The sequence below is a fragment of the Actinomycetota bacterium genome (genome assembly GCA_016700055.1).
Lineage (GTDB): Bacteria > Actinomycetota > Acidimicrobiia > Acidimicrobiales > Ilumatobacteraceae > Kalu-18.
In genome coordinates, this window is the sequence record CP064997.1 from 307,036 (window position 1) to 333,510 (window position 26,475).

At 70.2% G+C, this 26,475-nt stretch carries 23 protein-coding genes, 1 tRNA gene and 1 pseudogene; 12 read left to right on the plus strand and 13 right to left on the minus strand.

The genetic code is table 11. The annotated features are described in order from the left end of the window. The first annotated feature begins 38 nt into the window (after positions 1-38). From IPM43_01515 to IPM43_01535, 5 genes and pseudogenes are all read left to right on the plus strand, one after another. Positions 39-458, plus strand: a complete 420-nt coding sequence (locus IPM43_01515; GenBank protein ID QQS25097.1) for a pyridoxamine 5'-phosphate oxidase family protein — start codon at positions 39-41, stop codon at positions 456-458. Between the two features lie 30 nt (positions 459-488). Beyond that, positions 489-989: a DUF2505 domain-containing protein gene (locus IPM43_01520; GenBank protein ID QQS25098.1), complete on the plus strand. Its 501-nt coding sequence runs from the start codon at positions 489-491 to the stop codon at positions 987-989. After that, on the plus strand, positions 986-1,252 hold the full coding sequence (locus IPM43_01525; protein QQS25099.1) for a hypothetical protein: 267 nt from the start codon (positions 986-988) through the stop codon (positions 1,250-1,252). Before IPM43_01520 ends, IPM43_01525 begins: the two co-directional genes overlap by 4 nt. 156 nt (positions 1,253-1,408) lie before the next feature. Next, a pseudogene (locus IPM43_01530) lies at positions 1,409-2,565 on the plus strand (IS3 family transposase). Between the two features lie 37 nt (positions 2,566-2,602). After that, positions 2,603-3,466 (plus strand): universal stress protein, encoded by an 864-nt coding sequence (locus tag IPM43_01535; GenBank protein QQS25100.1) that lies wholly within the window; start codon positions 2,603-2,605, stop codon positions 3,464-3,466. A 29-nt stretch (positions 3,467-3,495) separates the two neighbouring features. On the opposite strand, the gene IPM43_01540 is transcribed toward IPM43_01535, so the two are convergent. Next, positions 3,496-3,569 (minus strand) — tRNA-Arg (locus IPM43_01540). 81 nt (positions 3,570-3,650) lie between these two features. On the opposite strand from IPM43_01540, the gene IPM43_01545 reads away from it, so the two are divergent. Further along, on the plus strand, positions 3,651-4,421 hold the full coding sequence (locus tag IPM43_01545; protein QQS25101.1) for a VOC family protein: 771 nt from the start codon (positions 3,651-3,653) through the stop codon (positions 4,419-4,421). Here IPM43_01545 and IPM43_01550 read toward each other — a convergent pair whose 3' ends face one another. Further along, positions 4,422-5,729 carry a DUF222 domain-containing protein gene (locus tag IPM43_01550; GenBank protein QQS25102.1) on the minus strand — a complete coding sequence of 436 codons (1,308 nt, stop codon included), beginning with the start codon at positions 5,727-5,729 and terminating at the stop codon, positions 4,422-4,424. A 71-nt stretch (positions 5,730-5,800) separates the two neighbouring features. Here IPM43_01550 and IPM43_01555 point away from each other — a divergent pair, with 71 nt between their 5' ends. Continuing rightward, entirely contained in the window at positions 5,801-6,244 is a 444-nt protein-coding gene (locus tag IPM43_01555) for a nitroreductase family deazaflavin-dependent oxidoreductase (GenBank protein QQS25103.1), read from the plus strand. Here IPM43_01555 and IPM43_01560 read toward each other — a convergent pair. The 10 genes from IPM43_01560 to IPM43_01605 form a co-directional block, all read right to left on the minus strand. Further along, the gene (locus IPM43_01560; GenBank protein QQS25104.1) at positions 6,237-8,081 is read right to left on the minus strand and encodes an NAD(P)/FAD-dependent oxidoreductase; all 1,845 of its coding nucleotides are present in this window, start codon (positions 8,079-8,081) and stop codon (positions 6,237-6,239) included. The genes IPM43_01555 and IPM43_01560 overlap by 8 nt on opposite strands. An 89-nt stretch (positions 8,082-8,170) precedes the next feature. Beyond that, the gene (gene thpR, locus IPM43_01565; protein ID QQS25105.1) at positions 8,171-8,674 is read right to left on the minus strand and encodes an RNA 2',3'-cyclic phosphodiesterase; all 504 of its coding nucleotides are present in this window, start codon (positions 8,672-8,674) and stop codon (positions 8,171-8,173) included. A 10-nt stretch (positions 8,675-8,684) separates the two neighbouring features. Continuing rightward, complete coding sequence (locus IPM43_01570) at positions 8,685-9,926, minus strand: competence/damage-inducible protein A (GenBank protein ID QQS25106.1); 1,242 nt, start codon at positions 9,924-9,926, stop codon at positions 8,685-8,687. Then, positions 9,926-10,489, minus strand: coding sequence for a CDP-diacylglycerol--glycerol-3-phosphate 3-phosphatidyltransferase (pgsA, locus tag IPM43_01575; protein QQS25107.1), 564 nt, complete (start codon positions 10,487-10,489; stop codon positions 9,926-9,928). The genes IPM43_01570 and pgsA overlap by 1 nt, the downstream gene beginning before the upstream one ends. Next, positions 10,489-11,772, minus strand: coding sequence for a 30S ribosomal protein S12 methylthiotransferase RimO (gene rimO / locus IPM43_01580; GenBank protein ID QQS25108.1), 1,284 nt, complete (start codon positions 11,770-11,772; stop codon positions 10,489-10,491). The genes pgsA and rimO overlap by 1 nt, the downstream gene beginning before the upstream one ends. 31 nt (positions 11,773-11,803) lie before the next feature. After that, complete coding sequence (locus IPM43_01585) at positions 11,804-12,736, minus strand: SMP-30/gluconolactonase/LRE family protein (GenBank protein ID QQS25109.1); 933 nt, start codon at positions 12,734-12,736, stop codon at positions 11,804-11,806. Positions 12,737-12,755: 19 nt separating this feature from the next. After that, complete coding sequence (locus tag IPM43_01590) at positions 12,756-15,158, minus strand: DNA translocase FtsK 4TM domain-containing protein (protein QQS25110.1); 2,403 nt, start codon at positions 15,156-15,158, stop codon at positions 12,756-12,758. Between the two features lie 76 nt (positions 15,159-15,234). Beyond that, positions 15,235-16,896, minus strand: coding sequence for a ribonuclease J (locus IPM43_01595; GenBank protein ID QQS25111.1), 1,662 nt, complete (start codon positions 16,894-16,896; stop codon positions 15,235-15,237). Continuing rightward, complete coding sequence (gene dapA, locus IPM43_01600; GenBank protein ID QQS25112.1) at positions 16,889-17,782, minus strand: 4-hydroxy-tetrahydrodipicolinate synthase; 894 nt, start codon at positions 17,780-17,782, stop codon at positions 16,889-16,891. The genes IPM43_01595 and dapA overlap by 8 nt, the downstream gene beginning before the upstream one ends. Then, entirely contained in the window at positions 17,782-18,399 is a 618-nt protein-coding gene (locus IPM43_01605; GenBank protein ID QQS25113.1) for a MarR family transcriptional regulator, read from the minus strand. The genes dapA and IPM43_01605 overlap by 1 nt, the downstream gene beginning before the upstream one ends. A 61-nt stretch (positions 18,400-18,460) precedes the next feature. On the opposite strand from IPM43_01605, the gene IPM43_01610 reads away from it, so the two are divergent. After that, positions 18,461-19,573 carry a D-alanine--D-alanine ligase gene (locus IPM43_01610; protein ID QQS25114.1) on the plus strand — a complete coding sequence of 371 codons (1,113 nt, stop codon included), beginning with the start codon at positions 18,461-18,463 and terminating at the stop codon, positions 19,571-19,573. A 34-nt stretch (positions 19,574-19,607) separates the two neighbouring features. On the opposite strand, the gene IPM43_01615 is transcribed toward IPM43_01610, so the two are convergent. Beyond that, positions 19,608-20,216 carry a TetR/AcrR family transcriptional regulator gene (locus IPM43_01615; protein QQS25115.1) on the minus strand — a complete coding sequence of 203 codons (609 nt, stop codon included), beginning with the start codon at positions 20,214-20,216 and terminating at the stop codon, positions 19,608-19,610. 58 nt (positions 20,217-20,274) lie between these two features. Here IPM43_01615 and IPM43_01620 point away from each other — a divergent pair, with 58 nt between their 5' ends. The 4 genes from IPM43_01620 to IPM43_01635 are packed head-to-tail and all read left to right on the plus strand — an operon-like array spanning position 20,275 to position 26,475. Further along, entirely contained in the window at positions 20,275-22,662 is a 2,388-nt protein-coding gene (locus tag IPM43_01620; protein QQS25116.1) for an HAD-IB family phosphatase, read from the plus strand. Next, positions 22,659-23,864: a zinc-binding dehydrogenase gene (locus IPM43_01625; protein ID QQS25117.1), complete on the plus strand. Its 1,206-nt coding sequence runs from the start codon at positions 22,659-22,661 to the stop codon at positions 23,862-23,864. Before IPM43_01620 ends, IPM43_01625 begins: the two co-directional genes overlap by 4 nt. Continuing rightward, a complete protein-coding gene (locus IPM43_01630; protein QQS25118.1) occupies positions 23,864-25,450 on the plus strand; it encodes a DUF2088 domain-containing protein in 1,587 nt (528 codons plus the stop codon). Before IPM43_01625 ends, IPM43_01630 begins: the two co-directional genes overlap by 1 nt. Continuing rightward, complete coding sequence (locus IPM43_01635) at positions 25,450-26,475, plus strand: 1-acyl-sn-glycerol-3-phosphate acyltransferase (protein ID QQS25119.1); 1,026 nt, start codon at positions 25,450-25,452, stop codon at positions 26,473-26,475. Before IPM43_01630 ends, IPM43_01635 begins: the two co-directional genes overlap by 1 nt.

Below are 26,475 nucleotides of genomic sequence, written 5' to 3' on the forward strand. Positions count from 1 at the left end.
ACGCCGAGGGTCGACGGCCGCGAAGGGAGGCACGCGCGATGCACCTGGATTCGCACACCGTTCTGCAAGAGCTCGAACCCGCCGAGTGCCTCCGGCTGATCAACACCCAACACGTCGGACGCGTCGCGTTCGAAGACGTCGACGGCCCGGTGGTGCTCCCCGTCCACTTCGCGCTGGTGCAGCGCCTGGTCGTCGTCCGCACCGCTGCCGGATCGTGGTTCGACCGCGCCATCCGCTCGCGGCGGGTGGCGTTCGAGGTCGACTCGCTCGACCCCGGCTACCACGCCGGGTGGAGCGTGATGGGGCGCGGGCGGGCCCGCGGGCTGGAGGAGTACATGGCCACCGGACACCTACCCGAGCTCGACCTGCGACCATGGGCACTGACCGATCCGCCCGGTTGGGTCGGCATCGACCTGGACGAGCTGAGCGGGCGCCGCATCGTGCAGATCCTCACCTGAACCCGTAACCGACGATCGACCGGAGGGCCGATGGAGATCACAGCCACCCACACCTACCAGCACGCCGCTGACCGCGTGTTCGCCGTGCTCACCGACTTCGACGCGATCCGCGCCAAGTACGAGGCGCTCGGGCAAGAGGACGTGGAGCTGATCGACCGCACCGAGGCCGACGACGGCAGCGTGATGATCGTCACCCGGCGAATCGTCCCGCTGGAGCTCCCCGGCTTCGCGAAGAAGGTCCTCTCGCCGCGCCAGGCGGTGACCCAGACGGACCACTGGCGGGCCCCCGACGCGAAGGGAGCCCGCGAGGGGACCTTCGCGGTCGAGGCCAAGGGCTCGCCGGTGCACATCCGCGGCACGCTGCACCTCACCCCGAAGGGGGCGAAGGCGTGTGCCAACGACACCCACGTCACGGTGGAGTGCAAGGTGCCCCTGATCGGCGGCAAGATCGCCGACTTCGTCGCCGGCGACACCCGCCGCGCCGTCGAGCACGAACAGACCTGGATGAGGAAGCGCCTCGCCGCCAAGTGAAGCACCGTCTGCCGATCGGATTGGCCGCGGCGGGCCTTTGCCTGGCGCTCGCGGTGGTGTGGTGGTTCGTGGTCCCGTCCGAGGCAAGCGACGAAACCGGGATCGGCAAGGCCGTCTTGCGGTACGGCCACTCGGCCGTGTGGGCGCTGCTGGCCGTGTCGGCACTGCTGATCGCGCTGGGAGCACCCCGCCGCGCCTACCAAGCCACAGCGATAGCGGCCGGCGCGGTCTACGCAGCCTTCGTGGCGGCCCTCGTCTTCTGAGCTCGGGGCGGGTCCGGCGGCGACCGTTGCCGGTGTCGATAGCCCGTCTGGTCATCACCGCTGTCGTTGTCCAGGGACGCTGCCACGGTCGATGGTCTGCCCCGGTGATCGCGCGATCGGCGTACTTGAATCTCGGGCACTGATGAGGAGGTCATCGTGCCGAGGAGGTACCCGGTCGAGTTCCGTCGCAAGGTGCTTGATCTGATCGAGGCCGGCAGGCCGGTCGTCGAGATCGCCGAGCAGCTCGGCGTGTCGGACCAGACGATCTACAACTGGCGGAACCAGGACCGCATCGATCGCGGGCTGCGTGCTGGTGTGACGACGGCGGAGTCGGCGGAACTCGCAGCAGCTCGGAAGCGGATCCGCGAGCTGGAGACCGAGCTGGCCGTGACCACGCGGGCCAACGAGCTGCTGAAGGCGCAGGCCGACCCAAAAGGAGATGGGAGGTCGTCGCCCAGATCGTGAGCGAGCACCTCCCTGCCGAAGTGGCGTGCCGGGTCGTCGGTGTGTCGGTGTCGGGGTTCTACGCCTGGCGCACTCGCACGCCGTCGGCGCGCAGTGTGCGCCACGCGATCCTCGCCGACGTCATCCGCGTTGTGCACGAAGAGTCCCGCCAGACCTACGGGGCGCGCCGGGTTCACGCTGAGCTCGTGCTCGGCCGCCAGATGACAGTCGCTCGTTGCACCGTCGAGCTAGTGATGCGCCGCCTCGGTCTCGCCGGTCTTCCGGGCCGGCCGAGGTTCCGCAAGATCCCGAACACGCCGACCGCCGAGGATCTCGTGAACCGGGACTTCGCCCGGACCGAGCCGAACCGGCTGTGGTTGACCGACATCACCGAGCACCGCACCCGCGAGGGCAAGGTGTACTGCGCGGTCGTGCTCGACGCGTTCTCCCGCCGAGTCGTGGGCTGGGCGATCGACAGCTCCCAGACCGCCAACCTCGTCGTCAACGCGCTCGGGATGGCGATCGAGAACCGCCAAGCCGAGGGCGTCGTGATCCACTCCGACCACGGAACGCAATACACGTCGTGGGCCTTCACCAGGCGAGCGCTCGACTCAGCGCTCGTCCCATCAATGGGATCGATCGGCGATTGCTACGACAACGGCCAGATGGAGTCATTCTGGGCGCGGATGCAAGTCGAGCTCCTGAACCGCAAGCGATGGAACACCAGGCTCGAGTTGGCCAACGCGATCTTCGAGTACCTTGAGATCTTCCACAACCGGCGACGCCGGCACTCATCACTCGGGATGCTCAGCCCGATCGAGTACGAGCGCCGTCACGCCCACCACACCGCCCGCGATCAAGCAAGCTGACCGCGCGGAACCCGGGGCACACGAGCATGATGGGCGAATGACATCGACATGGATTGTGGGCGTGGACGGATCGGACAACGCGCGGCACGCTGCTGAGTGGGCGATCGATCAAGCCGTCGGACGCGACGTGCGCATCGTCGTACTCGCGACGTGGACGCTCCCGATTGTCCCCATGGGTGCGATGTCCAGCATGGCCGTTCTGCCAGATTGGTCGGACCTCGAGTCCGAGTTACGGCGCTCTACCGAAGCGCTCGCGACAAAGCTCTCGCGCGACGGCGTGGAGGTCGAGGCCCGAATCGCCCAAGGGTCAGCGGCAGACGTACTGATTGAGGCCAGTCGTGAGGCTGATCTGCTCGTCGTCGGAGCGCGCGGGCTCGGCCGTGTCACGGGACTGGTGCTCGGGTCGGTCAGTCAGCGCTGTGTGTCGCACAGCGTCGCGCCCGTTGCGGTGATCGCGATGGAGGCGCCGCTCGGACCTGCCCGCCGCATTCTGGTCGGCTATGACGCTTCGGCGAACGCGCGGACAGCAGCGCAGTGGGCGCTCGGGTTCGCCCAACCCGACGCGGCAATCACCATTCTCGACGCACTCGGGATTGCCCCATGGCTCGCTCCGGACTTGGTCCGTGAGCGGTTCCCGGTCGAGGTCGAAGCCACCGAGGCAGAGTTCCGGACCCATATGGGCGAGCTTGACCCGGACAACCGCGCGGACCACTCATTCGTGATTGCCGATGCCCGCGTTGCCCTCCTGGACGCATCCACGCGTGCCGACCTCGTCGTGCTCGGTGCGCGTGGTCGAGGCAGACTCGCCGCGATGCTGCTCGGATCGACCACCACGTGGATGCTCCAGAGCGCTACCCGCGCGACGGTCGTGGTCCCGCTGCCGGAACGCGCCAGCGACTGACCGCTGCCGGACCCCCTGAGCCCGACGTGTGCCTCCGGCAGGATTCGAACCTGCGGCCAACGGATTAGAAGTCCGCCGCTCTGTCCAGCTGAGCTACGGAGGCGAGGCGCGCGCAAGATACCCGTCGAGAGGTATGCACCGGCGCGGTTACGTTGGACATCTCCCGACGAATCGAGGACGCGCCATGCCGAGGACCACCCCACGCCCGGCCGGGGCGCCGTGCTGGATCGACCTGATGACCTCCGACGTCGACGGAGCGTTGGCGTTCTACGGAGAGCTGTTCGGCTGGGAGTTCGAAGACGCCAGCAACGACGAGGGGGGCAGCTACCACCTCGCGTCCCTCGGCGGAGCCGTCGTCGCCGGCGTGATGGCCAAGCAGGAAGCCGAGTTCCCCGACTCCTGGAACGTCTACCTGGCTTCGTCGGACATCGCCGCCACGGCCCGCCGCGTGGAAGCCGCCGGTGGGACCATCGTCGTGCCGGTGATGCAGATCGACACCAGCGGCTCGATGATGGTGGTCGCCGACCCGGCCGGAGCGGTGGTGTCGGTGTGGCAGAGCGCGGACTTCGCCGGAACCGAATTGCTCGCCGAGCACGGCACGCCGATCTGGTTCGAGTCGCTCTCGAAGGACTACGAGCGCTCGCTCGCCTTCTACCGCGACGCGTTCGACTGGGAGTTGCACACCCTGAGCGACACAGATCAGTTCAGGTACACCACGCTCGGCGAGAGCGAAGTCGCGCGAGCAGGCATCATGGACGCCGCGTCGCTCGCGCCGGAGATCCCCTCGATGTGGCAGATCTACTTCGCCTCCGACGACGTCGACGCGACGGCGGCGAGGCTGTTGGCGCTCGGGGGAACCGAGGTGACCGCGGCGCACGACACCCCCTACGGACACCTCGGTGCGTATACCGACCCGACCGGCGCCTTCTTCTGCTTGTCGAGCATCGACTCCTGATCACCACGCGGACTGCTCGCCGCCACCCTCGTCACCGTCATCGCTGTCGCCGTCGTTCGCTTCTTCGTTGGCTGCGTCTTCGGCGGCTTGGGCTTGTTGGTTGCGCCAGCGGATGAGGGCGCGGAGGCGGTCGAGGTCGTCGATCGGTCTCACGGGTTGGGGTTTGACCTGGTGGTGGTCGCTGACGTCGGGGTGGCGGTTGTGGAAGGCGCACAGCAGCCTCCCGTTGAACTGGCTGGTCTGCCCGCCGTCGCGCCAGGGCGTGATGTGGTCGACGTCGCAACGCTCCACGCTCTGGTAGCAGCCCGAGGAGTGTTGGCAGCGGCGGTCACGGACTTCGATCGCGCGGCGTAGGGCGCCGGTGAAGCGGCGTTTGTGGGTGACGGCGATGACGGTGGTCTTGTTGTCGAAGATCACCGATTCCACTAGTGCGTCGTTGACCAGTCCGGCTGCTTGGCCGGGGGTGATCACGGTGCCGTTGGACAGCTCACACATGTGCCGCAAGGTTTCGTCGCCGACGAGCACGGTGACAAGTGGTCGTTGGCGGCCGGTCTTGGACGCGGCTGAGCGTTTGGCCATCTCCACCAACGCCGCCGCCCGCCGCTGCGTCACGGTTCTCACGACCAGTTGCGCCTTGTCGGCCAGCAGCAACTGGCGTTCCAAGCGGTTGAGTTCGTTGGTGAACACCGCCCCCGATATCGCGTCGAGTTGACCGTTGATCACCACCGTGCCGTCCAAGGTCGCCGACGCGTGCAACGCGTTGGCGCTCTCGTTGCGCTCGGCCTCGTCCTCCGCCGCGGCGGCGTCGGCGCGTTGGCGCCAGTAGCGGACGAGCCGTTCGGCGTCGGGGAACGGCAACCGGGCGCATTGGTCGACGAGCCATTCCTCGCTGTCGGCGAACGCCGCTTGGCAGGGTTCCTTGCGCGCCCTGGCGAACAGGTACACGTGATCCAACGACAACCGACCGGCCTCGATCGCCGCTGCGGTCTTCGTCATCACGGCAAGATCCCGCGCCCGAGCGAGCTCCACCCGCGCCGAGTGCGTTGAGGTGTTCGTCTCTCGGGCCAGGCGGTGGGCGGGGCTGCGCGACCCGTCTGCGGCCCACACCCCACGTGTATCCCAGCGGCGGACCATCGCGGCGCGGGCCACACCCAACCGGGCGGTGCAGCGCTGTACCGCAACGGTCAACGCGTGCAATCTGTCGTCAGAGAGCTCGACGAGGTCGAGGCGAGAGAGTGCATCGACACCGGCGTTCAAGGCCGCCAGCGCCTCTTCCTCGACCCCTACAACCCCAACTGCGGGTTCCATGAACACAGTATACGAACGTATGTTCGTCTCGTCAACCCGGAAAGCGAAGATCGCGCAGCTATCTTCGGGACATGGCATTAGAGGGTGAATACGTACCGAGCGCTTTCGAATGGGTCCGCGACCAGGTGGCGGCCTACGAGCGCTCCGGGGGCACCGAGGCGAACACGTTGCTCGACACCGGCATCCCGATCGTCGTCGTCACGATGCGCGGCCGTAGTTCGGGAAACCTGCGCAAGATCGCGCTGATGCGCGTCGAGCACGAGGGCGAGTACGCGCTGGTTGCGTCGATGGGCGGCGCGCCGAACAACCCCGTCTGGTACAAGAACCTCGTCGACAACCCGACGGAGGTCACCATCCAGGACGGCCCGGCGCCGTTCCCGGTGACCGTGCGTGAGGTCGAGGGCGACGAACGCGACGCCTGGTGGCAACGAGCGGCCGCGGTGTTCCCCAACTACGACGAGTACCAGGCCAAGACGCAGCGCCGCATCCCGGTGCTCGTCGCCAGCCCTAGCTGAAGCGACCGGCGCGGAACTCGAGGCCGGCGAACTCGCCCGACGTGCGCCAGCGGTCGAGGTACTGCCAGTACGCCACCGGGCCGTCGGGATAGCCGCTCGAGTTCAGCCGCTCCCGCCGCCCGATCGGGCCGCCTTCGTTGTTGTAGTACCCGGGTGTGCACTCGGGGCTGCCGAGGAATGCCCGCGGGCTGCCTTCCAGCATCGCCACCCAGTCGTGCTCCGCCGCGGCGGTGGCCTCCACCTCGTCGGCGGCTTCGTCCAGCGCGTGGTTGATGATCGCCGCGATCGTGGTGCCGGCCTCGGTCAGGTTCTGGGTGATGTTGGAGATCAGGTTGGCGCCCTGGCTCGGCCCGACCACGAACAGGTTGGGAAAGCCGTGCACGTGGACGCCGTGAAGGCTCTGCATGCCCCCTGACCACTTCTCCGAGAGCGTCAGCCCGTCGCGTCCGTAGGTCTCGAACCCCGAACGCCGGGCGGCGGGTGTGCCCACCTCGAACCCTGAAGCGAACACGATGCAGTCGAGCTCGTAGTGCACGCCGGCCACCCACACCCCGGTCTCGTCGATGCGTTCCACTCCCAAGCCGTCGGTGTCGACGAGGTGGGTGGACGCCACGTTGTAGGCCTGCAGGTACTCGTCGTGGAAGCAGGGCCGCTTGCAGAGCTGGCGGAACCAGGGCTTTAGCGCCGAGGCGGTGGCGGGGTCACGGACCACCTCGTCGACGCGGGCGCGGATCTCGGTCATCTTCTCGTCGTCGCTGTCCTCGTACGCGCGCAGCATCGCCTCCGGCCCGAACTCGGCGCCCGCGGCGATGTCGGCCATCATCCGGTCGCGAATGCGCTTGGAGATGTCGGTCCAGCCGTCCTGCACCAGGTCCTCGTCGGCGAAACCACCGGTCTGCAGCGTGGCGAAGTTGGTGAGCCACCGTTGCTGCCAGCCCGGGCCGAGCGTCGCGAACCACTCCGGGTCGATGGCGTGGTTGTTCCTCACGTCGATCGACGAAGGCGTGCGCTGGAACACGTACAGCTCCTGCGCGTCGCGGGCGAGGTGAGGGATGCATTGCACGGCCGTGGCACCGGTGCCGATGATGCCGACGCGCTTGTCGGCGAGGTTCGACATCGGCGCGCCGTTGGTGTCGCCACCGGTGTAGGCGTAGTCCCAGCGGCTGGTGTGGAAGGTGTGGCCGGCGAAGGTCTCGATGCCGGGGATGCCAGGCAACTTCGGGCGGTGCAAGGGCCCGGTGCCCATCGTGACGAAGCGTGCCCTGATCGCGTCGCCGCGGTCGGTGTGGATGATCCAGCGCGACGCCTGCTCGTCCCACTCCAACTTCGTCACCTGGGTGGAGAAGAGGGCGTCGTCGTAGAGCGAGAACGTGCGGGCGATGCGCCGACCGTGCTCGAAGATCTCCGGCGCGAACACGTACTTCATGCTCGGCATGTGCCCGGTCTCTTCCAGCAGAGGTAGGTACACCATCGCCGCGGTGTCGCACATCGCACCCGGGTAGCGGTTCCAGTACCACGCCCCGCCGAAGTCGCCGCCGCCCTCGATGATGCGCACGTCGTCGATGCCGGCCTGCTTGAGCCGGGCCCCGGTGACCAGGCCAGAGAAGCCGCCGCCGATGACGGCGACGGTGACCTCGTCGGACAACGGGTCGCGCTCGGTGCGCTCCACGTAGGGGTCGTCGAGGAGGTGGGCGAACTTGCCGGTCGGCTGCAGGTACTGCTCGTTGCCGTCGGGCCGCAGCCGCTTGTCGCGCTCTTCGCGGTACTTCTCACGAAGCGCCTCGCGGTCGATCGTGGGAACCGCGGTCGAACCCGGCCCAACCCCGTGGTCGCTCATCCCCATCCTCCCCAGAACGTCCGATGACCCGTGCAGCCTAGGCAGTGGGGTCCGCCGACATCGGCTCGGGGATCACGCCTCGGGAATCGTCAGCGGGCGGCCGGCGCGGTGAGCGGGATCGTCGCCGTCACCGTGTAGCGGGGGCCGTCGGGGTGCAGCCGGCTGCCCACCACGGTCACCTCGTTCACCCGCCACTCCCCCTCCAGCACCTCGCCCGTCAGGCTGCAAGCACCGGGCCGCTTGACGCGGGCGAGGGTGAGGTGGCCGTGGAACGCCCGCCCGTCGAACGACCGTTGCGCGAGTCCGCCGACGCATCGGCGCACCTCGGCGGCGAGAAGATCGAGGCCGGCGACGGGCACGACGAGGGCGTCGCGGCCGAGCCTGCCCACCTTTGCCTCGAAGCGCGCGGTGGCCGGCGGGTGGGCAAGCCCGGCGAGGGCCGAGGCGACTTGGCCGGGATCGACGTCGCCGAGGAACGCGAGCGTCACGTGCCACTCGGCCGGCGTGGTCCAGCGGATGCCAACACGTTCGTCACGCTCCAGTGCAGCGAGCATCCGGCGCACCTCGGCCGGGGGCCAGACGGCGACGAACACCCGGTTCAACTCAACCGCCGGCGAGCAGGTGGCGGCGCAGCAGGTCGAGTGCCGAGATCACCGCCATCTGGCGCATCTGCTCGCGCTGGCCGGGAAGGCGCAGCGTCGAGGTGAGCGCCGGCCCGTCACCGGACGCGATGCCCACGCACAGCATCCCGACGGGCATCCCGTCCTGCTCGGCGGGGCCGGCCACCCCGGTGAGCGCGAGACCGACGTCGGCTCTCAGCACACGCCGGGCACCCGTGGCCATCGCGGCCGCTGCAGCCTCGCTGACCACCGGTCCCTCGGGGACGCCGAGCAGATCGTGCTTGACCTCGCTCGCGTACGACACGATCGCCCCGCGCAGCACGTCGCTCGCACCCGGCACAGACGTCAGCCGGCCGGCGACGAGGCCTCCGGTCACCGACTCGGCCAGGCCGAGGGTGACGCCGCGGCGGCGCATCAGGTCGAGCACGACGGACTCCATCGTGTCGTCGTCGGCGCCGAACACGAACTGGCCGACGTGGCGGCGCACCTCGGCGTCCCAGCGGTCGATCAGCTCCTCTGCCGCTTCACGGGTGCGGGCCTTCGCGGTGAGCCTGATCTTCAACCCCTCCCACCCGCTGGCCAAGAACGCGAGCGTCGGTGTGCCCTCCTCCTCCAGCCTGGAGATCACCTCGTCGAGCCGCTCGCCGAGGCCGCTTTCGCTCTCGCCCCAGGTGCGCAGCACGCGGCTCACGATCACCGAGCCCTCGGCCTCGCGTGAGTCGAGGTGGGGCAGCACCGCGCGCTCCACCATGTCGTACAGCTCGTGGGGCACGCCGGGGACGGCGTACACCACCTTGTCGCCGACCGGGCAGATCAAACCCGGAGCCGTCCCCCTCGTCTGGGGGATCACGGTGGCGCCGACGGGCACCAGTGCCTGGCGCAGGTTGTTCTCCGGCATCTGCCGGCCGCGGCGCGCGAACAGCTCGCGGATGCGATCGGCCACCTCAACGTCCGGGACCAGCTCGGCCCCCATCAGCTCTGCGATCGCGTCGCGGGTGAGGTCGTCGTGGGTCGGCCCGAGGCCACCGCAGACGACCACCGCGTCGGCGTCGGCGAGCACCCTGCGCAACACGTCGACGATCCGGGCGCGGTTGTCGCCGACCTTCACCTGCAGCAGCGAGTCGATCCCGTGCGCGGCGAGGCGCTCGCCGATCCAGGCCGAGTTCGTGTCGACGATCTGGCCGAGGAGCAACTCGGTGCCGACGGCGACGACGTCGCAGCGCATCAGACGTTCTGCTCGATGGCGACCACGCCACGGTGGGCGTGCCACAGGTAGTGCACGCCGCTGACGACTGTGAGTACCACGGCGAGCCAGAGCAACGACTGCCAAAGCCAGGTCGCGTCGCGCGCGGTCAACGGCATCAGTGCGAACGCGACGGCGAACTGCTGCACGGTGGTCTTCACCTTGGCGAGGCGGCTCGCCGGCACGCTGACCCCCTTCGCGCCGACCAGCACCCGGTAGACGCTGATCGCCACCTCGCGGGTGGCGATGATCAGCACGGGGACGATCCAGAACACCTCGCGACTGACGAGGGTGAACATCGCCCCGAGCACCAGCACCTTGTCGGCCAGGGGGTCGAGGAACGCGCCCGAGCGGGTGGTGCCGTGGCGCCGGGCCAGGTAACCGTCGACGAAGTCGCTGGAGCACAGCACGAACCACAGCAGGAACGACGGCCACGATCCGCCGTCGTCGTTGGGGATGATCACGAACAGCAGCGGGGCGACGAGCACACGGCCGACGGTGACCGCGTTGGCCCACGTCGCGAACGCGTTCGGGTCGACGGCCATCAGCGACCTCGCTCCGCCACCGCGGCCACGGGCTCGGCGACCAGATCGGTGCCGAGCGCGCTGCGGACGACCACCTCGTGGAACGACCCGACAGCGAGGATCTCGGGCACCTCGACGACGCCGTCGATCTCGGGGGCCTCGCGGTGGCTGCGCGCGGTACCCGGCTCGTCGACGAGGACCCTGACGGTGGAGCCGATCAACTGATCACGCTTGCGCGCCGTGATGCCGTCCTGCAGCTCGCGCAGCTCGGCCAGGCGCTCGCCGGCCAGTCCCTCGGGCACCTGCGCGTCGAGCCCGGCGGCATACGTGCCTTCCTCGGCCGAGTATGCGAAAAAGCCGCACCAGTCGAGCTCGGCCTGCTCGACGAACGCGAGCAGCTCGTCGTGGTCGGCCTCGGTCTCCCCCGGATAGCCGACGATGAAGTTGCTGCGGAACGCGGCGTCGACCTGCCGCCGGCGGATGTCGGCGATGCGGCGCGCGAACCGCTCGCCGTCGCCCCAGCGGCGCATCCGGCGCAGCAGCGGCTTGGAGACGTGCTGGAGGGACAGGTCGAAGTACGGCACGCCTGTCGCACAGATGGCATCGATCAGCTCGTCGGAGAGATCGCTCGGGTACAGGTAGAGCAGGCGTACCCAGTCGGCCCGCTCGGCGACCGCGTGCACGAGCGGAACGATGCTGCCGGCGCCGAGCTCGGTAGGCCGATCCTTGCCGTAGCTCGCGAGGTCCTGAGCGACGAGCACGATCTCGCGCGCCCCGAGCGCGTCGACCTCGTCGAGGATGCTCGCCACGTCGCGGCTGCGCTGGGGCCCGCGGAAGCTGGGGATGGCGCAGAACCCGCACGTGCGATCGCAGCCCTCGGCGATCTTCACGTAGGCCCAGGGGGCGCTCGCCCGGGGCCGGGGCAGGTTGAGCAGGTCGAGGAGGGGGACCGGCGCGGCGGTGACGGGGATCAGCGTGCGCCCCTGCACCGGCACGCCAAAGCCGGCGACGAGGTCCACCTCGGGCAGCGCGTCGGCCAGCTCGGTCCCGTAGCGCTCGGCCATGCAACCGGTGACGACGAGGCGCGCACCGTCCTTACGCCGGTCGTCGAGGGCCAAGATGACCTCGATCGACTCCTGCCGCGCCTGCGCGATGAAGGCGCAGGTGTTGACCACCACCAGGTCAGCCTGCTCGGGGTCGTCGGTACCGACGAGGCCGTCGGCCAGCATCGTGCCGGCGAGCTTGTCGGAGTCGACCTGGTTCTTCGGACAGCCCAGGGTTTCGAGGTAGAAGCGCTGGGGCACGGCCGGGAGGCTATCCCCCGCGGCCTTCGGCTCAGGCGGTGTAGGCGAGCTGCGGCGCGGCGAAGGCCCAAGGCATCGACAACAGCCTGCCGGTGGCCGAGACGGTGATGAAGGCCGTGCACCCACCGGCCGCGCTGAAGCAGACGTTCGTCGTCAGCAGGTCGTCGGTGGCGATGTGCTCGATTATCTCGCCAGCCGGGGAGATGACGGTGATCCCCCCGTTGACGAGGGTCGCCACGCACACGTTGCCGGCACCGTCGACGGCGAGGGAGTCGAGCAGCTGGAAGCCGGGCAGCCCGCAGAGCACCCCGCTCGGGTCGACGAGACCCACCTCGGCGAGTTGTCCGGGGGCGACGACGTCACGCTGGAACACCCGCCCGGTGTGCGTCTCGGCCCAGTACAGCCTGGACCCGTCGGGGGCGAGCCCGATGCCGTTCGGTTGATCGCAGGGGAAGACGACCTCGGTGATGGAGGAGCCGTCGGCCAGCGCGTAGTAGATGCCGGTCATGTCGCTCGTCCTCGCCTCCCGGTCACGGATGCCGTGGTCGGTGAAGTAGAAGCCGCCGTGGGCGTCGAAGACGAGGTCGTTCGGGCCGCGTAGTGGCCGGCCGTCGCATTCGGTGTACAGGTCGGTCACGGCACCGCTCGCGAGATCGACGCGCTGGATGCGCCCGCCGATGTAGCGGTCGGGGTCGAACGGGCCGGGCAGCACGAGCCCACCCAGGTCGACCGGCGTGAAGCTGCCGCCGTTGTTGCACAGGTACACCGCGCCGTCAGGGCCGATCGCCGCGCCGTTGGGGCCGCCCTCGATCTCCGCGATCGTCTCTTTCGTGCCGTCGAGGCGCACCCGCGTGAGGCGCTTGCCGAACATCTCGACGAGCACGATGCTGCCGTCTGCCATCGCGATAGGGCCTTCGGGGAAGCTCAGTCCCGATGCGATCTCAATCAGTCCTGCGTGGGCCATCACAGGATCATGCCACCGGTCAACGGCCCTCGGCTTCGTGGAGCAGCTCGAACTCCTCGATCGACATCAGCACCGCCCGCGCCTTCGAGCCCTCGCTCGCCCCGACCACACCGCGCTGCTCGAGCTCGTCCATCAGCCTGCCGGCGCGCGCGAAGCCGACCTTCAGCTTGCGCTGCAACATCGAGGTGGAGCCGAGCTGGCTGCGCACGACGAGCTCCATCGCCTGCTTCAGCAGCACCTCGTCCTCGGAGTCGGCGCCGCCGGCCGTGATCGTGTCGGCGAACGCGCTCTGCGCCGTCTCGCCGCCTTCCTCGACGCCGGACACGTACTGCACCTCGGGAGCCTGACGGCGCCAGTGGGCGACGACCTTGCGCACCTCTTCCTCGGACACCCACGAGCCCTGGATGCGCTGGGCGACGTTGGAGTTGCCGGGGAGCAGCAACATGTCGCCCTTGCCGACGAGCTTCTCGGCGCCGCTCTGGTCGAGCACCACCCGGCTGTCGGTGAGGCTCGACACCGCGAACGCCATCCTGGCGGGCACGTTCGCCTTGATCACACCGGTGATCACGTTCACGCTCGGGCGCTGGGTGGCCACGATCAGGTGGATGCCGACGGCGCGAGCCTTCTGGGAGATGCGGATGATGCTCTCCTCGACGTCACGCTGGGCGACCATCATCAAGTCGTTCAGCTCGTCGACGACGACCACGATGTAGGGCATCCGTTCGAACTGGCGGTCGGAGCCGGGCTCGGGTTGCAGCTCGCCGCGGTCGAAGGCCGCGTTGTAGCCAGTGACGTCGCGGAAGCCGACCTCGTACAGCACGTCGTAGCGGCGCTCCATCTCCTTCACCGCCCAAGCCAGCGCGTTGGCGGCCTTCTTCGGGTTCGTGACCGGCTGGGTGAGCAGGTGGGGCAGCCGGCTGTACTGGCCCATCTCCACCTGCTTCGGGTCGACGAGGATCAGGCGCACCTGGTCTGGGGTGGTGCGCATCAGGAGCGAGGTGATGATGCAGTTCAGCCCGCTCGACTTGCCCGCGCCGGTGGCGCCGGCGATGAGCAGGTGCGGCGTCGTGGCCAGGTTCAAGAACACCGCGCGCCCGGCGATGTCCTTGCCGATCGCGACGTCGAGGGGATGGTTCGCATGCTTGGCCTCGGGCGCCGACAAGATGTCGCCGAGGGAGACGAGCTGGCGGGTGTGGTTGGGCACCTCGATGCCGATGGCCGACCGACCCGGGATGGGGGCGAGGATGCGCACGTCGGTGGCCGCGAGCGCGTAGGCGATGTCGCGCTGCAGGCTGGTCACCCGGGCCACCTTCACGCCGAGGCCGAGCTCGAGCTCGTAGCGCGTCACCGTCGGGCCGACGGTCATGCCGGCGAGGTTGGTCTCGACACCGTGCGACGCGAGCGATTCCTCCAGCGTGCGACCGCGGGACTCGACCTCGGCGCGGTCGATCGTCTGGGTGCCGCTGCGCACGAGCAGCGTCGCCGGCGGCAGCACCCACTGGCCGCGTGCCGCGCCAGGCCCGAGCGCGAGCTCGCCTTGCTCGCCCCCGGGCTCGCCCGGCACGACCGGCGCGGGTAAGGACTTGCGGCCCCGCGTGCCACCGGCCTTGGCGCCGCGCGGCGAGGCGTCGTCTTCCAGCGCGGCGTCGTACAGGGGCGGAGGTGCCGGCCACGTGGCGTCGGTGAACTCGCCAGAGCCACCTGCTTGCCCGTTGCGGTCGCTCGACAGGGTGGCGAGGTCGCCGAACGCCTTGCGGGCACGGCGACTGAGTGGCCCGACGACGCCGCCGACGGCGTGGCCGCCGGTGCTGACCATCGAGCGCAGCGATGCCTTCGTGAGCAGCATCAGCCCGGCGACGGCCAGCGCGACGAGCAGCACTGAGGCCCCGACCGTGCCGAGCAGACCAACGAGTGGCACACCGAGCAGCGCTCCGAGCCAGCCTCCACCACGCTTCAGCTCGGACACGCCGCTCAGCCCACTCGGCCCGCGGGCGACGTGCAGCAGGCCGAGCACCGCGCCGGAGACGAGCGCACCGCCGAGCACGAGGCGCGTCCGCTCGGCGTGGCGGCCCTCACGGATGAGGGCCACACCGACGCCGACCAGGATCACCGGGATCGCGAACCGCCCCAGTCCGGCGAGCCACCCGAGCGCGGTGGACACCGCTCTGCCGAGGGGACCGGCGAGGCGCAGGTAGACCCCGAGCGCGGCGAGCACGCCGGCGCCGACGAGCGCGATGCCCCACAGCTCGTCTTCGCGCCCGTGAACGGCCTCGCGCAGCTCGCTGCGCGGCTCGGCGGCCCGCTTGCCCGCCGCGGCGGCCGGCTGCGCCTGGCGCGACTTGGACGCCTTGGACACCTTGGAGGCCGCCGGCGTGCGGCTGGCGCGGGCGGTGCGCCGTTTGTCGGGACCCCACGTGGGCATGGGGCTCAACCTACCAAGGGGGCGCGCGAGCGTTCGGGCAAGTCGACGCTTTCGGCCAAGTCCGCGCCCAGGGGGCTCAGGCCTCCATCACCACGGGCACGATCATCGGGCGGCGTTTCGTGCGCTCGTTGACGAACTTGCCCGCGGCCCGGCGCACGTCGCGCTCCAACCCCTCCGGGTCACGCACACCCTCACGCAGCGCCTTTTCGACCGCTGCCGACACCGCCTCGCACGCCTCGTCGAGCAGATCTTCCGCCTCCGGCGCGTACACCCAGCCGCGGGTGATGATCTCCGGGCCGGTGAGCACCTTGCCGGCCTCGACGTCGACCGACACGACGACCACGACGACGCCTTCTTCGGCGAGCACCCGGCGGTCACGCAGCACGCCCTGGCCCACGTCGCCGACGATGCCGTCGACGTACAGGTAGCCGGCCGGGACCCGCCCCGTCGGCGTCAATCCCTCGTCGTTCAGCTCGAGCACGTCGCCGTCCTCGCACAGCAGGATCTTGCGCCGGTCGACACCCATCAGCTGTCCGAGCTTCGCGTTCGCGACCATGTGGCGGTACTCGCCGTGGATCGGCACGAACCACTCCGGCTGTACGATCGACAGGTAGGTCTTCAACTCGTCGGCCTGGGCGTGACCGCTCGCGTGCACGTCGGCGACACCGGAGTGGACCACCTCGGCCCCTGCCTTCAGCAGCCCGTCGATCACCCGGCTGACGTTCATCTCGTTGCCCGGAATGGCGTGGCTGGAGAGGATCACCGTGTCGTGCTCGCCGACCTTCAGCCAGCGATTGTCGCCGCGGGCGAGCAGGGCGAGGGCCGACATCGGCTCGCCCTGGCTGCCGGTGGAGATGACGCACACCTCGCCGGGCGCGTGGTCGTCGATCTGTTCGATGTCGATCAGCGACGAGTCGGCGATGGAGAACACCCCGAGCTCACGAGCCATGCGTACGTTCTTCTTCACGCTCAGCCCGAGCGTGGCCACCTTGCGCCCTGACGCGACCGCGGCGTCGGCGATCTGCTGGATGCGGTGGATGTGGCTGGCGAAGCTGGCGGTGATGATGCGCCGGCCGGCGTGGTCGGCGAAGAGCTGGCGCAGCACCGCGCCGATCGAGCTCTCCGTCGGCGAGTGCCCGCGCTCCTCGGCGTTGGTCGAGTCGGCGAGCAGCAGGCGGACACCGCCGTCGGACGCGAGCGAACCCAGCCGGGCGAGGTCGGTGCGCCGGCCGTCTACCGGGGTGAGGTCGATCTTGAAGTCGCCCGAGTGCAGGATCACCCCTTGCGGGGTGTGCAACGCCACCGCCATCGCGTGCGGGACGGAGTGCGTGACGGGGATGAACTCGACGTCGAAGGGACCGATCCGAAGGCGCTCTCCGTCCTTGACCGTCACCAGCCGGGTACGCCCGAGCAGGCCCGCCTCCTCGATGCGGCTCCGGGCGAGACCGAGGGTGACCGCGGAGCCGTAGATGGGGAACTCGAGCTCGCGCAGCAGGAAGTGGAGCCCGCCCACGTGGTCTTCGTGACCGTGGGTGGCGACGCAGGCCTCGACCCGTCGCGCGTTCTCGCGCAGCCAGGTGAAGTCGGGCAGAACGAGATCGATGCCGTGCATGTCGGCGTCGGGGAACATCAGCCCGCAGTCGATGAGCAGCAGGCGGTCCTCCTGCTCGATCACCATGCAGTTGCGGCCGATCTCGCCGAGGCCGCCGAGGAACGCGATGCGGACGGGATCAGCCACGTCGAGCCTGCTCCAGACCGTCGAGCACCTCGCGGGCACGGTCCGCCAGGCCTGGTGGCGGCGGGCCCATCGGCAAGCGGCACTCGCCGACCTTCAGATCGAGCAGGTTCATCATCACCTTCGTCGGGATCGGGTTCGGGGCTTCGTCGCCGGTCTCGTAGGCGAAGCTCGGCAGGAGCTGGGCGTTGAGCGCGCGTGCGCCGGCGGTGTCACCAGCTTGCCAGCGTTCGAACAGGCGCTGGTGCTCACGCCCTGTCCAGTGGGTGGCCACGCCGATCACCCCCACCGCGCCGACCGCGAGGAGGGGCAGGGTCATCGCGTCGTCGCCGCTCAAGACCTCGAAGCCAGCCGGTGCCGCCGCGACGATCCGCGCGGTCTCGCCCGGGTTGCCCGCCGCGTCCTTCAGCCCGAGCATGTTCGGCACGTCGTGCGCGAGCTCGAGCAGCGTGGCGGTGTTCACCTTGCGACCGGTGCGCACCGGGATGTCGTACACGACGACCGGCAGGGTCGTCGCGCCGGCCACTGCGCGGATGTGCCCGGCGATGCCGGCCTGGGACGGGCGGTTGTAGTAGGGGCACACCACCAGCACCCCGGCGGCGCCGAGCGCGGCCGCCTGCGCGGTGAGGTGCACGCTGTGGGCGGTGTCGTTGGTGGCGGTGCCGGCGATCACCGGGATCGTCACCGCCTCCGCGACCGCGGCGACGAGAGACAGGCGCTCGTCGTCGGTGAGCACCGGCGCCTCGCCGGTGGTGCCGGCGACGACGAGGCCGTCGTTGCCGTTGTCCTGCAGGTAGCGCGCGACGTCGCGGGCGGCGTCGAGGTCGAGCGCTCCCGTGGCGTCGAACGGGGTGACCATCGCCGTCAGCACCTGCCCGAACCGCGGCATCAGTACGACCCCTCGGCAGCCCGATCGATCCCTTGGGAAAGGATCAGGTCCTCGTGCAGTTCCATCCACACGTCGTGGTACGAGCCGCACATCACACCGGTGAACATGTTGTTCTCACCTTCGACTATGCGCAGGCAGGTGCGGTCCAGGCGGGTGACGTACGGCGACAACCGCCCGAGCACGCCTGCCATCGCCCCGACCACGCGCACGGCCCCGTCGTTCAGGTCGACGAGGCGCTCGACGACCGCGCGGTCGTAGTCGCGGTCGCCGTGGTCGTTCGGGCCCCCGTCGCGGAGCTGCCAGTCGCCACAGAGCGTCTTGAACGCATCGTTGACCGTCAGGAACTCGCGGTAAGGCGCCCCGAGCGCGGCCACGTCGACCGAGGCGAGGTCGACGGCGAGGGCCTCGTGGTGGGCCTCGCGCCCTGCCGGGCTTAGCTGCCACAGCGCACGGGCCTCACGGAAGACGGCGAGCTCTTCGGCCTCGAGGTCACGCAGGTGCTGGTGGACCTCGGTCACGTCGAGGTCGGCGAGCTCGGCGACGACCTCGACCTTCGCGAACCCCTTGATGCGCAACGCATGGTGCGTCATGAAGCGAGGATCGGAGTTCGTCGGCATCGCGTGCCCATCGTAGTGAGCCTTGCCGCGGCCCGGAGGTGTCCCGAGTAGCGTCGCCCGCATGCCGGGAGAGGCGGGCAGCACCGCACGCACACGCCTGGTGGTGCTGTTCGGCGGACAGTCCGCCGAACACGACGTGAGCTGCATGACCGCCTTCCACGTGATGCGCGCCTGCGATCCGCAGCGTTACGAGCTCGTCCCCGTGGGCATCGACCGCGACGGCGGCTGGCACCTCGCGCATCACGCCGTCGCCGCGCTGGAAGGCTCCGGCGCCGATGCACGCTCCCTGCCCGCCACGGTCGAGGCCACCGGCGAGGCCGTGACCCCGGCCCACGCGCTGTCCGGCGCGTCCACGGACGTCGCCCCGCTGCCGTCGACCACCGTCGTGTTGCCGTTGCTCCACGGCCCGATGGGCGAGGACGGCACGGTGCAGGGCCTGCTGGAGCTGGCAGGGGTGCCGTACGTCGGCAGCGGTGTGCTCGGGTCCGCGCTCGGCATGGACAAGGCGATGGCGAAGGACGTGCTCGCCCGACACGGGGTGCCCCAGGCGCGCTGGGTGGCACTGCACGAGCACGACGCCTCCCCGGCGTCGCTCGAGGCCGCCGCGGCGACGCTCGGCATGCCCGTGTTCGTGAAGCCGGCGAACATGGGCTCCTCGGTCGGCGTGTCGAAGGCGCGCACCGTCGACGAGCTCGACTCCGCGGTGAAGGACGCGTTCGCCTACGACGAGTGGGTTGTAATCGAAGAAGCGATCACCGGTCGCGAGATAGAGGTGGCCGTACTCGGCGATCTCCGACCGAGGGCTTCCGTACCCGGTGAGATCGTGCCGGGCAACGAGTTCTACGACTACGAGGACAAGTACGTCGACGACGGTGCCGAGCTGCTCGTGCCCGCGCCGCTGTCGCCCGACGAAGCGGCGAAGGTGCAGGCACTCGCGCTCGAAGTCTTCGCCCTGCTGCGCTGCGACGGGCTCGCCCGCGTCGATTTCTTCTACGAAGAAGGTGGCCGCGGGTTCCTGTGCAACGAGGTCAACACGATGCCGGGGTTCACCCCGATCTCGATGTACCCCAAGCTGTGGCAGGCGTCCGGGATGAGCTACCCCGCCCTGATCGACGAGCTCGTGCGCCTCGCGCTGGAGCGCCACGCCCGCAAGCGGCGCACCACGAGCCGCTGAGCGGTCGCCGATCTCGACGCACGGATCACGCGGTTCACGGGGCCAGGGCGGCGCGCAAGAACGCGAGCAGCTCGGCGCGCAGGTGGCGAAGGCCCGTGGCGTCGGGTTGCCAGCCGACCACCCGCAGGGCTTCGGGCTCGGTGGCGATGCCGGTGACCGTCGCGTAGGCCAGGGCCACGACGAGGCCGGGATCGCCGCGGCGCACGCGTCCGGCTTCCATCTCGGCGCGCAGCCACGTCACGGCCCGCTCGACGAGTGGGGCCAGCTCGCGCGTCAGCCCGTCGGCGAGCGGCGCCGGCAGCCGGCTGACCTCCCGCACCAGGCCGAGCAGCGCCGGGCGGCGCACCGCGGGGCGGAACACCGCCCGCACCACCGCCTCCACGCGGGCGAGCGGATCGTCGGGGGCGGCGCGGATCGCGGCCTCGACGACCACGACCAGCTCGGCCGCGGTCTCCGCCAGCACCGACTGCACCAGCTCGTCGCGCGACGGGAACCAGTAGAGCAGCGTCTGCTTGCGCACCCCCACCTCGGCGGCGATCACGTCGAGGCTGACCGCGTCGAAGCCGCGCGTGCCGTAGAGGTCGGTGGCCGCCCGCAGGATGCGCTCGCGCGTGCTCGGGCTCGGTTCGAGGGTGGTGGGCATCGGTTCGACCTGCAGTCTCTCTACCACTTGGTAGACGGACGTGCTAGAACTTCGCTCGATGATCGCCGAGGCCCTCGCCGGTAAGCGCATCGCCGTCACGGGCTCCACAGGCTTCGTCGGCACTGCACTCGTCGAGCGCCTGCTGCGCGGCGTGCCCGGCTGCGAGCTGGTGCTGCTGGTGCGCGCCGGCAAGCGCACCACGGCGGCCGATCGGGTCAAGCGCGAGATCCTGAAGAACAACGCGTTCGACCGCCTGCGCGAGAGCCACGCCGGTGGCGACGAGTCGTTCGAGGAGATGTGCGCCCGGCGCATCCGCACGATCACCGGCGACGTCGGCACCGACGGTCTCGGGCTCTCCGTTGAGGACCGCGCAGTGCTCGCCGAGTGCGATCTCGTCATCCACTCCGCGGCCACCGTCTCGTTCGACTCCCCGCTCGACGGGGCGGTCGAGGTGAACCTGCTCGGGCCGGTGCGCATCGCCGAGCTGCTGAACGAGCTCGGCCCCCACGCCGACGGCTCGTTCCCCCACATGGTGTCGGTGAGCACCTGCTACGTCGCCGGCAACCGGCGCGGCAACGCGCCGGAGGAGCTGGTCAGCGAGGGACCGTTCGACCTCGGGCTGCGCTGGCGCGTCGAGGTCGCCGCCGCGCGCCGCCTGCGCGGCGACGCCGAGGCAGAGAGCCGCACGCCGGTCGAGCTGCAGCGCTTCCGCGCCGAAGCCCGCGCCGAGCTCGGCGCCGCCGGAGCGCCTGCGCTCGCCGCGAAGACCGAGCAGCTCCGTGAGCGCTGGGTGAAGGACCGCCTAGTTGAGGCCGGGCGCTCACGGGCGGCGAGCGTGGGCTGGCCCGATGCCTACGCGTTCACGAAGGCCCTCGGCGAGCAGGCGCTCGTCGAGTCGAAGGGCTCGGTGCCTGTCAGCATCGTGCGGCCCTCGATCATCGAGTCGTCCCTGGCCGAGCCGTTCCCCGGTTGGATCCGCGGCTTCCGCATGGCCGAGCCGGTGATCATCTCCTACGCCCGCGGGCTGCTGAAGGAGTTCCCCGGGGTGCCAGAAGGCACCGTCGACGTCATCCCCGTCGACCTCGTCGTCGCCGCGATCATCGCCGTCGCCGCGCTGGGGCCCGAGCGCGCGCCGCGCATCACCCAGGCGGCGTCCGGCTCGCTCAACCCGCTCAAGTACCGCACCCTCGTCGACAACGTCCACGACTGGTTCACCGAGCACCCCTTGTACGACTCGGATGGCCAGCCCATCGTCGTGCCGGACTGGCAGTTCCCCGGGCGGGGGCGGGTCCAGAACCAGCTCCAGCGGGCACAGAAGTCGATCGCTCGCGCGGAGCGCGCGCTGCAGACGCTGCCGCTGCGCGGCAAGCAGGCGTCGCTCTCGGCGACGCTCGAGGACAAGCGCGGCGAGATCGAACGCGCCCTCGAGTACGTCGAGCTGTACGGCTTGTACACCGAGTGCGAGGCGATCTACCAGGTCGACAACCTGATGTCGGTCTGGAACGAGCTCGACGCGGCGGACCGTGAGGCGTTCTGCCTGGATCCCCGTGCCGTCCATTGGCCGACCTACATCACCACCGTCCACCTGCCCTCGATCGTGCAGCACGCGCGGGTCAAGACCACGCCGGGCAAGCACCGCGTCGACCGGGCCGACCGGTTGCGCCGCCAGGTGCTCGATGCGAAGCGCCACGTCGCCGCGTTCGACCTGGAGAACACGCTCATCGCCTCGAACGTCGTCGAGAGCTACTCGTTCCTCGCGACGCGGCGGCTGAACGGGCCAGAGCGCGTGCGCTACGTGCTGCGCACGCTGCGCGAGGCACCGGGCCTGCTGGCAATGGACCGCAAGGACCGCGGCGACTTCCTGCGCTACTTCTACCGCCGCTACGAGGACGCGCCGGTGGAGCAGATCGAGACGGACGCGGCCGAGCTCCTCGCCAGGCTGGTGATGACGAAGAGCTTCCCGGCCGGGTTGCGCCGGGTCCGCGAGCACCGCGCCCTCGGGCACCGCACGATCCTCATCACGGGGGCCCTCGACTTCGCGGTGGCGGGGTTGCGTCCGCTCTTCGACGAGATCATCTCCGCCGAGATGACGGTGAGGCCCGACGGCACCTATTCCGGAGAGCTGGCTCAGGTACCGCCGACGGGCGAGACCCGAGCCCAGATCCTCGCCGACTACTGCGCCGCCGAGGGGATGCTCCTCGAGGAGTCGATCGCCTACGCCGACAGCACCTCTGACCTGCCCCTGCTCGAGGCCGTCGGCTTCCCTGTGGCGGTGAACCCCGAGACCCGCCTGGCGGCGATCGCGCGAAAGCGCGGCTGGCTGGTGGAGCACTGGTCGAAGGCATCCGGCGGGCCGCGGCCGCTGCTGCCGATCGGGCCGATGTTGAGCGAGGGTGAGCGGAGTCGCTTCACCGCGTCGCGGTTCACCGGTCGGGGCTCTCGATGAGGGCGCTGCGCGTATCCCGCCGGCCGGCCAAGTTCGCGCTCGCCCGCCTCGTCAGCCCGCTCAGCCCGGCGACCGCGGCACGCGTCGGACCGCTGCAGCTGGTCGACATCGCGCCACCGGCGCTGCCCGGCGACGGATGGCACCGGGTGCGTCCCCGCCTGACCGGCATCTGCGGCAGCGACCTGTCGACGGTCGAGGGGCACGCGTCGACCTACTTCGACGACTGGATCTCGTTCCCCTTCGTGCCGGGGCACGAGGTGGTCGGCGACGCTGACGACGGTCGCCGGGTGGTGATCGAGCCGGTGCTCGGCCACGAGGCACGCGGTGCCGAGCCGCCGTTCCCCGGAGCGGCCCCTGGTGACGGCGACGACTACGCGCACCTCGTCACCGGCCCGCTGGAGCCGGGGATCCAGATCGGCTTCTGCAGCTCCACGAGCGGCGGCTGGGCGGACGAGCTCGTCGCCCACGACAGCCAGCTGCACGACGTGCCCGACGACATGCCCGACGAGCAGGCACTGCTCGTCGAGCCGGCCGCGGGTGGGATCCACGCCGCCCTGTCCACCTGGGCGCAGGTCGCCGCGGCGGCGCAACGTGGCGAGCAGCCCGTCGTCGCGGTGCTCGGCGCAGGCACGATGGGTCTCTGCGCGGTCGCCGGGCTGCGCCGCTACGTGCCCGGCGCGAGGATCGTCGTCGGCGCCCGCTACCCCCACCAGCAGGCACTGGCCCGCAGCCTCGGCGCCGACCAGGTGGTCGCCCCCGGCGAGCTCACCCGCGCCGTGCGCCGAGAGGTGGGCTGCCACGTCGTCGGCGACTACTTGTCGAGCGGCGCGCACGCGGCGATCGACGCCGTCGGCACCGCCGACTCGATCGCCGTCTGCTTGCGCCTCACCCGGCCGCGGGGCCGGGTGGTGCTGATGGGGATGCCGGCCGAGGTCACCGTCGACCTGACCGGCCTCTGGCACCGCGAGACCCAGCTCGTCGGCGCGTACACCTACGGCACCGAGACGATGCCCGACGGCGGACGGCGGCGCACGTTCGAGCTGGCCATCGACACCGCGGCCGCGTGCCGGCTGGAGCGGCTGTGCTCGGCCACCTACCCGATCGACGACTTCGAGGACGCCATCGCCCACGCCGCCGCGGCGGGCCGCCGCGGCGCGGTGAAGGTGGCCTTCGACCTACGGCAGAACGTGCGGAGGAAGTAATGCCCCGTCCCGGATTCGTCCTCGAGGTCGACCGCTCGACCCCCCCGACCCTCTTCTGGAGAGGCGAGCAGTTCTCGCTGGAGCGCCTGCCTGCGGGCCGCAGCCGGGTGGTCTACCCCGCCGAGCCGCTGGCCGCGATCGACGACGTCGACGGTGCCATCCGCCACGCGCTGTTGAACCCGATCGACCAGGACCCGCTGCCGACGCTGCTGCACGCGGGGATGAAGCTGACGATCGCGTTCGATGACGTCAGCCTGCCGCTGCCGAAGATGCGCCGCCCCGACATCCGCCAGCGCGTGATCGAGGCGGTGCTCGATCTCGCCGCCGAGGCCGGCGTCGACGACGTGCACATCATCTCCGCGCTCGCGCTGCACCGGCGGATGACCGAGGCCGAGCTGCGTCACGCGGTCGGCGACAGGGTGTACGACGCGTTCGCGCCCCGCGGGCTGCTGTACCAGCACGACGCCGAGGATCCCGACAACCTGAGCTTCCTCGGCACCACCCCCCACGGCGAGGAGGTGGAGATTAACAAGCGGGCCGCCGAGAGCGACCTGCTGGTGTACGTGAACATCAACCTCGTCGCCATGGACGGTGGCTGGAAGAGCACCGCCACCGGTCTCGCGTCGTACCGCTCGCTGCGCCACCACCACAACCCGGTGACGATGCTGCAATCGCGCAGCTTCATGGACCAGCACCGCAGCGAGTTGCACAAGAGCAACTGGCGCATGGGCCAGGTGCTCGTCGACTCCGGGGTGAAGGTGTTCCAGGTGGAGACGACGCTCAACACCGACACCTTCCCGACGCCGTTCGCCTTCTTGTCCAAGCGGGAGTGGGAGTGGACCGCCCGTGACCGGGCGATGTACCTCGGCACCGAGAAGTCGCTGAAGCGGGCGCCGCGGCGAGTGGCCCGCAACATCTTCCACTCCATCGAGTCACCGCACCAGATGACGAGCGTGCAGGCCGGCGAGGTGGAGGCGGTGCACAAGCTCACCACCGAGCACGTCTACGCCCAGCAGCTGGTCGAGGTGCAGGGCCAGACCGACATCTTGACGATGGGCATCCCCTACATCAGCCCGTACAACGTGCACTCGATCCTCAACCCGATCCTCGTCATGTGCATGGGCCTCGGCTACTTCTTCAACATGTACCGGGGGATGCCCCTCGTGCGTGAGGGCGGGGTGGTGATCATGACCCACCCGACGTACCCGGACTTCAACCCCGTGCACCACCCGAGCTACATCGACTTCTACGACCAGGTGCTCACCGACACCACCGACCCCCACGTGATGAGCGAGAAGTGGGAGCGCCGCTACGCCGAGGACGAGTGGTACCGCCACCTGTACCGCACCAGCTACGCCTACCACGGGGTGCACCCGTTCTACATGTGGTACTGGGGCAGCCACGGGATGCAGCACTGCGCCAAGGTGATCATCGTCGGCGGCGACCCGAAGGCCGTCCGCCGGTTGGGGTTCACCCCCGCGAGCACGCTCGACGACGCGTTGGAGATCGCGAGCGACGTCGTCGGGCGCTCCCCCACCATCACCCACCTGCACTCGCCGCCGCTGCTCGTGGCCGACGTCCGCTGATGGCTCGCGACGACGCCCCGTGGAGGCCGAGCCGCCTGGCGAAGGTGGGCAAGGTGGCGGGTTCGCTGGAGCGCGCCTCGGCGGGCGCGGTGCGCAAGGTGAGCTCCTACGGCTTCCCGTACCGGTCGCCGACGGTCCCCCGCGGGGTGGCAGTGCCGCGCGAGCCCTCGACGCTCGGCGCGGACTACGACACCGACTGGGCGCGCTCGGTCCCGGCGCGCGCCGCCCGGCGGGTGCTGGCCGAAGGGCCGGTGCGGGCGATGATCACCGGACTCGCCAGCCCGGAGGTGTTCGGCGTCGATCGCCTGGCCGACCTGCGCCGGCTCGACGACGACGCCCCGCCGCTGATCTTCACGCCGAACCACCACTCGCACCTCGACACCCCGCTGATGGCGGTGTGCGTCCCCGAGCCGTGGCGCTCCAAGCTGGTCGTCGCCGCTGCGGCCGACTACTTCTTCGACACCCGCTGGAAGGCGGTGCTGGCCGCACTCACGCTGAACGCGATCCCGATCGATCGCGAGGCCACCGGGAGGCGGTCAGCCGACATGATCAGGGGCCTCCTCGAAGACGGCTGGAGCCTCGTGATCTACCCGGAGGGGGGCCGCTCTCCCGACGGCTGGGGCCAGGAGTGGAAGGGTGGCGCGGCTTACTTGTCGGCGCGCACCGGGGCGCCGGTGGTGCCGGTCTTCATCGACGGCACCGGCGCGCTCTACGGCAAGGGTGCCAAGCGCCCGAAGGCAGGGACGACGAAGGTGGTGTTCGGCCACCCGCTGCGACCCGGCACCGACGAGAGCACGCGCCGCTTCTCCGCGCGCATCGAGGCGGCGGTGACCGCGCTCGGCGACGAGGCACTGACCGACTTCTGGACCGCGCGACGCCGCGCCCATGCCGGCACCAGCCCGAAGTTGACCGGCCCCGACTACACCGGCTGGCGCCGCCAGTGGGAGCTGTCCGAGCGCCGCCGCTTGGGCACGGCCGGAGTCCGCCGGCGTCAACGCCGGCGCTGGCCCGACCTCGGAGACTGA